The 14,782-nt window shown below is 29.3% G+C and carries 11 protein-coding genes; all 11 read left to right on the forward strand.

All coding sequences use genetic code 11. From position 1 onward, the window contains the following. The first annotated feature begins 728 nt into the window (after window positions 1–728). Window positions 729–1,262 (forward strand): NADPH-dependent FMN reductase, encoded by a 534-nt coding sequence (locus ESY88_RS19555; RefSeq protein WP_147088373.1) that lies wholly within the window; start codon window positions 729–731, stop codon window positions 1,260–1,262. Between the two features lie 163 nt (window positions 1,263–1,425). Further along, window positions 1,426–2,109: a hypothetical protein gene (locus ESY88_RS19560; protein ID WP_147088374.1), complete on the forward strand. Its 684-nt coding sequence runs from the start codon at window positions 1,426–1,428 to the stop codon at window positions 2,107–2,109. Window positions 2,110–2,967: 858 nt separating this feature from the next. After that, window positions 2,968–4,503, forward strand: coding sequence for a hypothetical protein (locus tag ESY88_RS19565; RefSeq protein ID WP_147088375.1), 1,536 nt, complete (start codon window positions 2,968–2,970; stop codon window positions 4,501–4,503). Between the two features lie 5 nt (window positions 4,504–4,508). Continuing rightward, window positions 4,509–4,931 carry a hypothetical protein gene (locus ESY88_RS19570; protein ID WP_147088376.1) on the forward strand — a complete coding sequence of 141 codons (423 nt, stop codon included), beginning with the start codon at window positions 4,509–4,511 and terminating at the stop codon, window positions 4,929–4,931. Between the two features lie 23 nt (window positions 4,932–4,954). Continuing rightward, on the forward strand, window positions 4,955–6,475 hold the full coding sequence (locus tag ESY88_RS19575) for an FtsZ/tubulin family protein (protein ID WP_147088377.1): 1,521 nt from the start codon (window positions 4,955–4,957) through the stop codon (window positions 6,473–6,475). Window positions 6,476–6,477: 2 nt separating this feature from the next. Then, entirely contained in the window at window positions 6,478–9,891 is a 3,414-nt protein-coding gene (locus ESY88_RS19580; RefSeq protein ID WP_147088378.1) for a hypothetical protein, read from the forward strand. Between the two features lie 4 nt (window positions 9,892–9,895). Next, a complete protein-coding gene (locus ESY88_RS19585; RefSeq protein WP_147088379.1) occupies window positions 9,896–11,113 on the forward strand; it encodes a hypothetical protein in 1,218 nt (405 codons plus the stop codon). After that, on the forward strand, window positions 11,106–12,923 hold the full coding sequence (locus tag ESY88_RS19590) for a hypothetical protein (RefSeq protein WP_147088380.1): 1,818 nt from the start codon (window positions 11,106–11,108) through the stop codon (window positions 12,921–12,923). The genes ESY88_RS19585 and ESY88_RS19590 overlap by 8 nt, the downstream gene beginning before the upstream one ends. After that, the gene (locus ESY88_RS19595; protein WP_147088381.1) at window positions 12,924–13,562 is read left to right on the forward strand and encodes a hypothetical protein; all 639 of its coding nucleotides are present in this window, start codon (window positions 12,924–12,926) and stop codon (window positions 13,560–13,562) included. Beyond that, window positions 13,563–14,096, forward strand: a complete 534-nt coding sequence (locus ESY88_RS19600; RefSeq protein ID WP_147088382.1) for a retropepsin-like aspartic protease family protein — start codon at window positions 13,563–13,565, stop codon at window positions 14,094–14,096. It abuts the gene before it with no gap. Beyond that, window positions 14,096–14,668: an exonuclease/endonuclease/phosphatase family protein gene (locus tag ESY88_RS19605; RefSeq protein WP_147088383.1), complete on the forward strand. Its 573-nt coding sequence runs from the start codon at window positions 14,096–14,098 to the stop codon at window positions 14,666–14,668. The genes ESY88_RS19600 and ESY88_RS19605 overlap by 1 nt, the downstream gene beginning before the upstream one ends. Window positions 14,669–14,782: the final 114 nt, after the last annotated feature.

Here is a 14,782-nt window from a genome sequence, read left to right on the forward strand (position 1 = left end):
CGGAATCACAAAGTTCGCGGATTTTGGGAACGGCGGAACTCACTCAATCGCACTATCTCAGGGAAAGCAACAACAAAACACCATAATTCCAGGCCACTTTTCACAACATCGCGTATAATTAATTGCTAGGTCTGTTCTTCTTCCGAAAATCCTTGTGGATTCGCTAGTTCGTTTTTATTTGCTAAATTAGCGCTTGAGACACGCAACTAATCATACTCAAACACGTTGTAAAAAATGGCGGAATTCACTCAGAACTAGACAATCCGAATTCAAAAAAGCATTCCTTTTTGCGGTCGCGGAATTTTTATTTCGGATTTCTGATCCAGTCCGATAAAATGAAACGCGGATTTTTAGTCTGGTTCGTAAACAGACAAGTTTGCGGAATCTTGACTTAATCAAATCCACTCTGAATAAAATCGTGTTGCGGAATTACTCACTCACACGGAATTTCCCACTCGAACGGAATCACGAAGTTCGCGGATTTTGGGAACGGCGGAACTCACTCAATCGCACTATCTCAGGGAAAGCAACAACAAAACACAATAATTCCAGGCCACTTTTCACAACATCGCGTATAATTAATTGCTTGGCCTGTTCTTCTTCCGAAAACCCTCGTGGATTCGCTAGTTCGTTTTTATTTGCTAAATTAGCGCTTGAGACACGCAACTAATCATACTCAAGAGCGTTAGCTGCAAGCGTAACAGACCGTAACTGACAGACAAAAATCTATGACAGAGAAGAAAAATATTTTTATAATTATTGGAAGTGCAAGTAGAAATTCTGCAAACGAAAAGCTTGTAGAAAATTTCGTTGATTTGACAAAGGACGTTTTTAATTTGACAGTTTTTAAGGACTTGAAAACACTTCCTCATTTTGACCCTGAACTTTCGGCAGACAATGCACCCGCAGAAGTAACAGAATTTAGAAAAAATATTGAAAATGCAGACGGAATTTTAATTTGCACACCTGAATATATTTTTAGCATACCCAGTGGACTGAAAAATGGAATTGAATGGTGCGTTTCCACGACAGTTTTATCGGACAAACCAATCGGACTAATAACGGCTTCTGCAAGCGGACAAAAAGGACACGAAGAATTGCAGTTGATTATGAAAACTGTTTTGACAAAATTCACAGACGAAACAACATTATTGATACAAGGAATAAAAGGCAAAATAAACGAACAAGGACAAATTACGGACGACAAAACAAAAGAAAATTTTATGAAATTTATTGACGCATTTAAAAAAATAATAAACTGAACAAAAACGCCAGCAGCTAACAGCACCTACAAGAAATTGGCGGTTCAGTGCTTAAATGAAGCTTTGTGCTTCGTATCAAGATTTGTGGTGGCAGACAGTTTTCGTCTCCGAAATCGCCAACTTCTTGTAGCCCAAGCGTTAGCGGCAACTCAAAAGAACGACATTGAAACTATTTAACTTCATACAGAAAAAGCAGTCGACTGACAAAACACCGAATCAGATAATTAAAAATTTAATTGACTATTTGCCTGCGGACTACAATGACCAGAGACAGTTAAAAGACTCAATCGAATTTTTGAATCAGAACGAATTAGGGCTTGCTTTGGATAGCTTAATTGAATTGACCGAAGAAACAGGTCATTACTTCTCGGACAAATATTGGCTTGACCTTGCTGACGCTGCTGACAAAATGGAATTGATTAAAGAAAGAGATTTTTGTCATCAACAGATTAGAAAAACGGAGACAGAGTTAAAATTCAAAGTATCATTCGGCTCGACAGTTGAAAAGATTGATGACAATCACTTTCAGGATTACACTTCAGAAAAAATCAAAGACAATTGGGCAAAGGAAAGACGAGAAAAGGACAATGTTGAACAACTAATGAACAATGACGGACTTCATTTTAAGTCTCACGGGCGGAATGGATTTTTCTATTTCGTTGATAAAGGAAAACTCGCAGAAATTGAATATGAATTGGGAGTAAACGGACTAATTATTTGGTTCAACTCGACAGACAATTGGGCAAAACCGAGCAAGTTGCCATTAACGACAGATGAGAAATTGACCATAAAGACTGAAATCGAAAAATGGGCAGCCAAAACCAGAAATGCGATTGAACTTGACTAAAAAATAAAAGAGTATGCCGCTAACAATGTATATAAAAAATAGGCGAAATAGCAGTATAATCAAGGGTTTTGGCTCGCATCAAACTTTATACTTAACCGAAAGTTTCGCGCTTCGCAATCGCCTACTTTTCATATACTAACCGTTGTAAAATATAGCAGAATTCACTCAGATCCAAAAAATCCAGACTCTGAAAACTGTCTGATCTGAACTATTCAGAAAACCAACTGTTGCGGAAATTTGAGCAAGTTTGCGGAATTTAAAATCGGATTTTATTTCAAAAACGGTCTATTAACGAGGGATTTTCTAAAACAAGTTTGCGGAATACATATCTGAACCTCTACAGTTTGCGGAATTATTCAAGATGCGGAATTTAGTCAGGTGCAGAATTATGCACAATGCGGAATTTAAGCAGTTCGCGGATTTGCTTACTCGAGCGCACAACTTAAAAGCGCATTTTTATAAAGTCTGAAATTCACGAAACTACATTTCACAACATCGCGTATAATTAATTGCTAGGTCTGTTCTACTTCCGAAAACACTCGTGGATTCCCAAGTTCGTTTTTATTTGCTAAATTAGTGCTTGAGACGCGCAACTAATCATACTCAAGAGCGTTGTGCATAATGCGGAAATCGTGCTAAAATTGAACATTTGAACTAAAAAAGCCAGCCGCACAAACAGCACATTTGGTTTTTTTTCCGACACATAAGCCAACGCTAAAAAAACCAAAAGAGCTGTTTTTTGCCAACGCTCAAAATAGAACGAACAGAATGTGGAAAACCATAATAGAGAAAAGAAATAAAAAAGTATATTTAAGGCTCAATTCCGAAGGACTGATTAAACCAACACTTATAAACCGAATGAAAAAAAATATTACTAAACCGAAACAAAAAAGATTATCAATTTTTAGCGTACTGTTTTTATTTGGAATCTTATTGTTTTTCAACTCTTGTGATGATGAACCAATAGATGAACTAAATAAAAAAATTAATATAGCTCTGAGAAGTGGTAATGAAATTACTGAAAATGAAAGAAATGAATTTATTGAATATATAAACGAAAACAGTCTTGATTTACCTCAAATTATAGACTCAAACAATGAAATAAACCAAGAAGAACTCACCAATTTAATCTTATCAGTTGCGAATAAAAGACGAAACAATACAGAACCGAAAATCTTTAGTCCTAATAACAATTCTGAAAATGAAGATAAAAATACAATAGTAAGTGTTTTCATTGAAAATTCTGGTAGTATGGATGGTTATGTTCAAGGCACAACTGAATTTGAAGCTGCTTTATCTGATTTACTTGTACAACTGCAATACAAATACAACAAAGAAAAAAACAACAATCAAAATTTAAACATAAACTTTATAAACACAAAAATATACCCTTCAAAAGTTGATGAGGTAAATAATTTTGTTGAAACTTTAGAACCGAGTAAAGCACCTTATAAGGTTGGAAATAGATCTGTTAGTAAACTGAATGAAATATTAGAAATAATATTAGACAGCACTAAGCAAAATGAAATATCAATTTTAACTTCTGATTGTATTTATTCTTTAGATAAAGGAAAAGATACAGAAGGAGCTCTTGAGTTTCAAAAAAGTTTGACAAAAGGTGCTTTTCTTGAAAAATCAAAAGAATTTGATTTCTCAACAATTGTATTAAAAATGAATTCAAAGTTTGATGGATATTATTATGATAAGGATAATAATAAAACTCGATTAAGTAAAAAAGAGAGACCTTATTATTTTTGGATAATTGGAAAACATAACTTAATAGAAACATTTCAAAAAGAAATTAACCTTAAACAATTAAAAGGTTTTGAGAACAGTTACTATCTATCAAATTCACAAGAAAATAACCAACCTTTTTTCACGGTCTTAAAAGAAACTAATAAAATAGGTAATTACAAGCCAACAGATAGAAAAGCTAAAGATTTAAAAAGCATTAATGAAATTGAATATGAAAATGGAAACCTTCAATTTTCAATAGCCATAGATTTAAATAATATTCCCGTTGACAAAACCTATTTAACAAATTCTGAAAGCTACATTGTACCCGATGGATTTATTATAAAATCTATTGAGGAGGTAGATAGAAATAAAATTGAGGATAGAGATTTTGTAACTGTTGAGAAAACAACTGCTACACATATTATAACAATTGCTACTTCTAATAAATTTACACTTCAAGATTTAAAGTTAGAATTATCAAATAAAATTCCGGCTTGGGTTGAAGAAAGTAATAGCATAGACGATAGAGATGTAGAAAATGAATTAGATAAAACTTTTGGTCTACTCTACTTGGTTCAAGGTGTGTCTGAAGCTTATACTACTCAAAACCCTAACAACAAATCTTATTTCAATATAAATATAGAAATCAAAAAATAAAAATTATGGATTTAAATGAATTTTACTCAATCATTTTTGAATGGGGTGGATTAACTTATAGAGGTGTTTTTTCTGATGATTTATTCACAGAAGGATTATATGCTTCAATTGGACTAATAACTACAATTATAAGTTTATTTCTGGTTATTGCTTTCTATTTTATAATTAATAGACCAAGCTTTTCTCGTTGGCAACATTGGTTGATAATGCTACTTATTAATTTTGTAATAGCTTTTTTGATTGGTTTAATTGTTCCTCAGAATATTTTCTATGGTTTAGGTATTGATTATGACATTATGGAGTACATTACATTTGGTTTAATTACTGCAATAACAACTACCGCATTTTTTATACTATGGACCTATTGCTTCAAATGGTGGAAATCTCACGCAAAAGGCACACCAAAATTATTTTTCGGTAAATTTTAAAACAAAGCATAAAAACATAAAATATGGCTAAATTATATATATTCGGAATTGGTGGTACTGGTGCAAGAGTAATCAAATCCTTGACAATGCTACTTGCGTCTGGTGTTAAAACAAATTTTGATATTGTTCCTATTCTAATTGATCCAGATAGTGCTGGAGGCGATTTAAATAGAACAATAAAACTACTTAGAGATTACCAAAACATTCATAAAACTGTAGATGGTTATGAGCAAAACAATTTTTTCAAAAATAAAATCTCAACATTAAGTGATATTGTAACAGAACAAGGTGGTGGAGCAAAAGTCTTTGATGGTTTTCGATTTGAATTAGATGGTATTCAAAATGATAGATTCAAAGATTTTATAGATTTCAATTCGCTTGATGCAAATAATAAAAATTTAGTAAAACTATTGTTTTCTGAAAAGAATTTAGATGCCGATTTAGGTGTTGGTTTTAGAGGTAATCCAAATATTGGAAGTATAGTTTTAAATCAATTTACAAAATCAGAGGTATTTCAATCGTTTGCAGATAGTTATGAAGCTGATGATAGAATTTTTATTGTAAGTTCAATATTTGGTGGAACTGGTGCAGCAGGTTTTCCTCTACTTCTTAAAAACTTAAGAAAAGGTAAAGTTGGTGGTAAAAATTACGAACATTTAAAAAACTCAAGAATTGGAGCAATTTCAGTTTTACCATATTTTAAAGTAAAACAAAACGATAATTCTCAAATTGACAGTCACGGTTTTATAACAAAAACAAAAGCTGCTTTACATTATTATGCTAGAAATATTTCTGGAAATAATTCTATAAATTCTTTATACTACATAGGTGATTCAGCAGAAAACACCTATGAAAACATTGAAGGAGGTACAAATCAAAAAAATGATGCTCATTTTATTGAATTGGCATCCGCTTTATCAATAATTGATTTTGCACATACAGAAGATATTTATCTAGAAACTAAAAATGGCAATGCTTCAAACCCTACTTATAAAGAATTTGGAACTAAAGCTGCAAGACAACTTAGTTTTAATGATTTATTTGATGGCACAAAAAATTCAATTATAAATAACTTAACAGAATATTTCTATTTCAATTTATTTTTAAAAGATAAGATGACTTGGGCAATTGATAAAAACTATCCATTTGTTTCAGAAGATGGAGCAAAATTTGATAAAAATTTTATTCAACAATCTTTTTATAAAAATTTCTTATCAGACTTTAATAAAGAGTTTAGAATTTGGTTAGCCGAAGTATTCCGTAATCAAATATCATTTGCGCCTTTTGCAATAAACCCAATTGCTAATGAGAAGAACGAAATTACTGATTTCGAAATTAATACATCAAATATATTCACTTTAGCGAGAGGAATTCCAGAACGAAAAAACAAATTCAATCCTTTTGCTAAAAATAATTATGAATTATTTGTAAGTGAATTAAATGTTGCTTCTCATAAGTTGGGTGATGCACCAAACCCACAAAAAAGATTTATGGGTGTTTTTTCTCAAGGAACTAAAGCATTGGTAAATAAAAAACTATTATAATTATGGCTAGTAAAGTATACAGACTATTTCAAGACAGAGATTTACAAGATTGGGAAGATAGAGGTGAGCCATATGGTCCAACTGTAATTGAAGACATTAATAATCCTGATGGAGATTATTCAATAACCGACCCTACTTCTATTCCAAGCCCTTTTGCAAGAGTAGATTTGGTTAGGTCAGCTTTCAAATATGTTGCAGATTCAAATAATTTTGATGGTAACACCATCTATCATAAATTAGTTTCTGATTGTTTTGATGTTGCTGAAATGTTTTTCAATTTCGATACACTAGGCGATAGAGTACAAATTAAAACTTGGGATAAAAGCACCGACCTTAACAATCTTTTGACGTCAACTAATCCTAAACATAAACTCTTAGGAGAAACATTAGATTTATTTTTAAAGCAAGATGCTAGTTCTAACAATTTTGATGCATTAAATAAGCTTTATTTTATATTTTATGACAACAAAATTGTTGGAGGTACTTCGCCAACTACATTGTTTTTTACATCAGCTAACGATTTGAGTTTTGCTAATATTGAAAATGGGAATGATACATTTTTTGATAGTGATTTAAAACCTCTTTACAAAAGAGATATTGAGTTTCAAAAATACATTTACAAATTGGTAAATGGCTATCCTGAGCTTAAAATAAAAATGAGAGATTTAGCAGATTATTTAGAAAAAAGTTTGTCTCGATTAGATAGTTATAATATTGGTTTATATGGTCAACTTTCAGAAATACAAGAAGAAAACGCAAATGATCTAGTAGGTAAATTAAATAGTTCATACTCATCTTTAGATATAGGAGAAAACAATAATATTGAAATTTTAGGAGTTCCTTTAAAGAAAAAGAAAATTGAAAACAGAGGAACAACTATTGCGGATTTGAGTGAGTTTGTAATTAAATCTTCTAAAACTGATACTAAACCACTTATTTTACAAAACAACTTTACTGAACCACTTATTTATACAGATAGAAATGTTAAATGGGATAACAATTGGACGATTCCATATTTTGATGAAAAACCAATTAACGAAAGAACATTACCTAACCAATTAGATAAATATCCTTATTTAACTGTTAGTGATTTTTTACAAGCTCAAATAATTAGAGTTCCTTATGTTTTAAATTCTGACAAATATTTTGATGGAAATATTAAAAACGAAAGTGGTGATAACAACAAAAGTTTTCTATTACCATTATCCAAAAAATTCTTTGAATACTTTGATACAGAAGACCTTCAAAAGCCAATGCCTAATGGAAAACCTATGTTTGAGGCAAAAGTCTTTTCTGGCTCAATAGAGGTTAAACTTAGAATACCAATTAAAGGAAACAGAAATGTAGATTATATAACATTTGAAAGATATTATGGCTCTGCAAAATCTGACAATAAAGATATTACAAACAATAAAGGTCTAATCATTGATAATAAGATTTCGCTAGCAGTTTATCCATTTCTTAAAATTGAAAATGATTCTTTTTACAAGATTATGGCTTTAGACCAAGGAGTGGATTCTATAAACAGCCATAGTTCATTCTTACTAAATTTTTACTCTAATAAAACTAAAGATTCGTTAGAAGTAGATAAAACTTCAAGAACATTAAAAAAGGATGGGATTATCCAAACTGATTTTTATTCTTTAGAACATCAATTTGATTATATTGAAGCTGGTTATAATGATAATCTAGGAATAATAATACCCAAACTAAAAACAAACACAGGCTCAAAAAAAATGAAATTTGCAGTAGATTTTGGTACTACAAATACACATATTGAATATAAAGTTGAAGGCGATAAATCATCTTTACCGTTTAGAATCTCAAAAGACGAAATTCAATATGAAACATTACATAATTCAAATACTACTGATACCGATATTGTTGAAATTGAGAGCTTTATTAGACACGAGTTTTTACCAAAAATAGTAAGTGATAATTCAGAATTTAATTTCCCGATTCGCACTGTATCTGGTGAAAGTAGAAGTTTAAACTTCTCATCTACACCTGAAGCTTTTGCAGATATAAACATCCCTTTTGATTACGAAAAATATGCGAGTAATATTGATACTGAAATTACAACAAATTTAAAATGGTCGGATTTTGAAGATAGTAATAGTCCTAATAAAATTAGAGTTGAAAAATTCATTGAAAAAATATTACTTCTCATAAGGTCTAAAGTACTATTCAATAACGGTGACATTAATAAAACTGAGCTTATTTGGTTTTATCCTTCTAGTATGGATCTTGACAAAATAGACCAATTAGAAGGAATTTGGAATAAGTATTTCACAAAGTATTTTAAAGAAGGTAAAACCTCTAAATTATCTGAATCAATAGCACCATATTATTATTATCAAAATCACGGCAATGTAATTGCAGGAACAGATACTGTTGTTTCGATAGATATTGGTGGTGGCACTAGTGATGTTGTTATATTTCAAAAAGAGAAGCCCATAGCCTTAACCTCTGCTCGTTTTGCTGCTAATTCCATTTTTGGAGATGGTTATGGTGGTTCACCAAACAATAATGGTTTTATTGTAAAGTACCAGAAAAAAATTAGTGATTTACTTGCCGATAATAAACTGAAACATTTAGAACGTACTTTTAATCAAATATTTAGTAAGAAAAAATCTGAAGATTTAGTTGCCTTTTTCTTTTCATTAGAAAAAAACAAAACAGTAATTAGCGAAAAGGCACCACTTCAATTTAATTCTTGGCTTTCAACTGATAATGACTTAAAAATTGTTTTTATTGTTTTTTATTCTTCTATAATTTACCACATTGCCAATTTAATGAAAGCGAAAGGTCTAGATGCACCAACAAATATTTTGTTTAGTGGAACAGGTTCTAAGTCTATTCTAATAACTAATGGAAGTAACAATTTAGACAAGTTAGATAAGCTTACAGGTATAATTTTCGATAAAGTATTTGAAGGAAATAAAACTCATAAAGTAAAAATTAATATTGAACCAAACCCAAAGGAAATAACTTGTAAAGGTGGTTTAGAAATAGATGTTGATTCTATTGGAGACATTGAAGATATAAAATCTGTTTTATTAGGTGATACAGAAAAAAGTACAATTAATGAAAATCCAATCAAATACAATAATATTGATGATGATGTAATAAATTCTGTTGTTTCGGAAGTTGATAATTTTATTGATATATTATTCTCTATTGATGATACTATGAATTTCAAAAAATATTTTGGCGTGAATTCAGCTCATTTCGACAATTATAAAACTATCCTAAAAGAAGAAACGCTAAACCTATTAGATACTGGATTAAGGAGAAAAATAGAATCTTTAAATGGCAATACAAATATTCCGCTAGAAGAGTCATTATTCTTTTATCCTTTAGTTGGAGCATTAAATAAATTGAGTTACAAAATTGTAACAGAATTAAATAAATAATATTATGTATAAATTATTCTCATTGTTTCTTGTCTTACTTTTTACAAGTTTGACTTTAAACGCACAAAATTCTAAAGAAGAATATGAAAAAGCTGTTGATTATTGTGCTTGTAAAATAGCTTATGCATATACCGAAGATTTTGCTTCTAAAAATCCTAGATTAGACGAAAAAAAGTCTTTTGACGAAGTCATTAGTATACAACTTAATGATTGTGATAAAAAGAACGTTTCTAGTTCTGAATTAGAAAAACTACTAAAAGAAAATAAATTTAATGGTTTTTCTAAAACACTAATTCCTGATGTGAAAAAAGCAAAAAATAGTTACTCTGATAATTTCAATAAAGAAGAAGCAATTAATAGCATTCTTAACTCATTCGAACTTTCGTTTGACAAAATTGAAATTAAAAGTGAACTAAGTAATGGTTTGAATAATAAGTTACAAAGTTTCGAAAAACAAGAAGATATTGTTGAAGAAATCAAATCAGAAACAACAACAAATCCAAATTTATTGAATGAAATTAATCATTCTGACAGAGTAATTAACGAAGGAAGTGTTGAAACATCAGAAAATTCATTTTTCCCTAATTGGTTACTATTCGCAATAATACTTCTAGCTTCTATTCTGTTGTTTTTAAATAATCATTTGAAAATTAAAAAATTAAAAGAGAGTGCTAAAAGACATAGAGATGAAATTGAAGTTTTAAAAAATGAAAAAAGTATTTTTAATCAATCTAATAATAAAAGTCAGAATAACTCAAGGTTCGAAAGAGACATTTATCAGAAAATTGAAGATGTAAATGATGCTATTAGAAAACTTCAATCAAAAAACACTTCTAAAAATTTACATCCTATAACAAGCCAAAAAAATCAAGTAAAAAACATTCCGCAAACAAATCAAAAAGAAATTCAGAAATTTGTGTATGCTAAAACACCTATTTCTGATAAAGTTTTTAACGCTTTAGATGTTACCGAAAATAAAGATGGAAAATTCTACAAGTTCTTAATCAAAGATAACAATGTAGCAGAATTTCAGTTTTTTAATACAGAAAACTCTGCAATACGTGCTGTAAATGCACCTGATTCATTTTTATATCCTGCTTGTGAAGAAACTGAACCTTTAAACCAAAATGCAAAAAAAATTATTACCAATAAGCCAGGTGTTGCAATAAAACAAGGTGAAAAATGGATTGTTAAAGAAAAAGCACAAATAACCTATGAATAATATTACAATCATTGAATTTCTATTAGTAGGTTTAATTATACTAATTCAAATTATTCAAACATTAAAAACATTTAAAAAAATAAATGTTCTCAAATCCATAATTCCAAATAAAGAATTTTTTAAAATAAAGTTGTTTAATATTCCTGTTGAAGACTTACAAGTTTTTCAACCTCAAGATGTTTTGGATAATTTATCCAAATATGAATTAGAAACGTCAGACAGTAATTCAAAACCAATAGCCGATGATTTTGAATATATTTATGAAAATTTAGAGCGACTTACAATTACTGAAATTAAGGATAGAATAAAAGTCAATTTTTCTGAAAACATCAAAGCAACTCTAAAAGAAGAAATAATAGATGAAGCTATTGCAATACATAATTATTACGAAAATTATGACAATTCTAATCAGCAGAATTCTGTTATAAATGAAATTAGTTTAATAAACCCTAACGAAACCAGTAATAGCATTTTTGAAGGTCTTTTACACTCTATAAATGTTTATTTATTAAGAAACAAAGGAGCTACCACAGATTTCAACCTAATTAAAGATATTACAGAAAGAAATATAGATACAGAAGATGAAGATATAAGCCAAAGAATTACAACACCTCTATATTTAGGTTTAATGGGAACAATGCTAGGAATTATTTTTGGCCTAATTAATCTATTTTTAGTATCTGGTAAAGGAGATGAGTTTGAAATACAAGGCTTTTTAATTGGTGTGTCAATTGCAATGTCTGCAAGTTTTATTGGTTTGCTCTGTACAGTTTTAAATTCTACCTATTATAAAACTGCTCGTAAAAATGTAGAAGTTTCTAAAAATGATTTTTACACGTTTATTCAAACTGAATTACTTCCTATTCTAAATCAAAGTGTTTCTTCAAGTGTATTTATGTTACATACAAACCTTGTTAAATTTAATGATAATTTTACCGTTAATATCAATCGTTTAACAGGCTTATTAAATAAAAATTATGATGCTGTTATTGCACAAGATAAAATTTTACAAAGCCTTGAAAAAATTGATATAACAGAGTTTGCAAAAGCAAATATCAAAGTGTTAAGAGAATTAAAAGCTGGAACAGAAGATTTACATAAGTTTAATCAATATTTAAGTTCTCTAAACTCAACAGTAGATGGTACAACTCGCCTGTCAAATTCGTTTCAAATATTATTAAACAAAGTAAATAATTTCGAAGGTCTAGCAGAAAAACTAGATTCTAGAATCGAAGAAAGCAATAAGTTGGTTCAATTTTTAAACGATCATTATGAAGTATTGAATGAAAGAGGAGATTTATTAACTGATTCGGTTAAAAAAGTAGATGATGTATTAAATAAATCGCTAGTTGAACTTCGAGAACATACAAGAGAGAAAATTGATGCAATAAAAGAGATAACCATTAAAGAGGAAGACTTAATGACTAAGTCTAGCTCAAAAAGAATTAAGACATTGGAAGAACTTTCTGAACTTGAGAAGAATCTCATTTTAAAGGGATTTCAAGAGAAAATTGATTCAATAAAAGATTTGACAAAAACAGAAAAGGAATTAATGGAAAAAGCTTTTTCAGAAAACAGTAGGAGTTTGTCAAAATTGAATATATTAGAAAACTTAAATGAGTCAATTAATGTAATTAAAACAAACTCAAATCGTCAAATAGATTCAGTAAAGCTTGAAATTAATACTTTAAAAGAAAGTATGGACAAGGCAAATAAAATTTTAAGTGAAATTAATAATAAAAATTTAACTCAAAAAAATAATACTATCGCTACATCTATTAAAAACATTTTTTCCTCAAAAAATAAATAGATGAGTAAAAAACACAAAGATTTTTTTTGGATGAGTTTTTCAGACTTAATGACAAGTCTTTTTTTTGTTGTTTTAGTTTTATATGTACTTACTTATGTGATGCTTAAAGACGCATTACAAAAAGCGAATACAACAATTGAAGAACAAAATAAAATCCTTCAACTTAAAGAACAGTTTAAACCTTTACAAGAGGATAAAGATTTTATCTATTTGGCAGATTGCAAAAAATATATTTCAAAAGAGTTAAATAGTATAGAAATATTTGAACCTAATAAATCCGCAATTTTAGAAAAATATGAATCTTCTACAATAAAGGTTGGCAATAAATTAGAGGAATTATTAAAAAATCTGAATGCAGCAAATGTCAATTTTTCATATTTAATAATAATTGAAGGTAATATGGCAAATTCTTGGGATAAAAGATTCAGTAGTGATAGTGAATATGGTTATAAAAAAAGCTACGAACGAGCTTTGGCTGTTTATAACCTTTGGAGCAATAATAATATCGACTTAAGAAAATATAATTCAGAAATTTTAATTAGTGGAAGTGGTTTTAATGGCTTGTGTCGCGATAAAGTAGAAGAAAACAACAAACGTTTTTCCATACAAATAATTCCAAAAATAGAATACTCAAAATAAATGAAATTTAGATTATTAACATATATAATATTGTCTTTTGCTTTAACAAGTTGTAATGGCTGTTCTAAATCTGCTCAAAAGTTTAGAAATAATGAAGTGGATAATACATCTTCTAAAAGAGAACGAATAGTAAGAGAAAGGTCAACAGGTAAAACCATTATTAAAATGGAAAAGCGTAATGGAGTTTATTATGTACCTATTGAACTAAATGGAGCTAAAATGGACTTCATATTTGACACAGGAGCTGGTATAATTTCAATTTCTGAAACAGAAGCTACTTTTTTAATGAAACAAGGAACATTAACCAAAGATGACATTAAAGGAACTGCTAAATTTAGTGATGCTAATGGAGATATTTCAGAAGGAACAATAATAAATTTAAAAACAGTTAAAATTGGTAACATTACTTTAAGAGATATTGAAGCCTCAGTAGTACATAACTCAGTAGCACCACTTCTGTTAGGTCAATCTGCCTTTGAGCAATTTGGGAAAATATCAATTGATTATAAAAAAGGAGAAATTACATTAGAATAATGAATAGATTAATACAATTTTTCTTTGTCGTTTCATTCTTAATACAATTCTCGTGCGAATCTAGAAGTAGTAAAAACAGTAAGTTAAAAAATATAGAATCTACTACGTTAAACGCTCAAGAAACAATATCCAAAAAAAGCGACAAAAACTCAATAAAAATACTTACTTGGAATATTCAAGACTTAGGACAATCGAAAGATGATGATGAGATTTTAACAATTGCAAAAATTATAAAACCTTACGACATTATTGCTGTCCAAGAAGTAGTTGGAAAAGATCCAAGAGGAGCACAAGCAGTAGCTAGAATTGCCGATAATTTAAACAGAATGGGAAACAAATGGGACTATAGTATTAGTGATCCTACAAAAAGTCCATCAACTAATATGAGTGAGCGCTATGCTTATTTTTGGAAAACGTCAAAGGTTAAATTAATAAGTAAGCCCTATTTAGATACTGAATTAGAAGATAAATGTATTAGAGAACCTTATATAGCTGAATTTATATTAAAAAATGGTAAAGATTCATTTTTTATAGTAAATTTTATTGTATATCCGCAAACAGCCCTAAAATGAAATAATTATCGTATATTCACTTGATATTAAAACAGTTGATTATGAATATATTTGATTTTGGAGTTCATTTCACAGACGAAAAGAGCTGTCGTACACATTTTAAAGAGGAACGAG

The sequence above is a fragment of the Subsaximicrobium wynnwilliamsii genome (assembly GCF_007997225.1).
Classification (GTDB): Bacteria; Bacteroidota; Bacteroidia; order Flavobacteriales; family Flavobacteriaceae; genus Psychroserpens; species Psychroserpens wynnwilliamsii.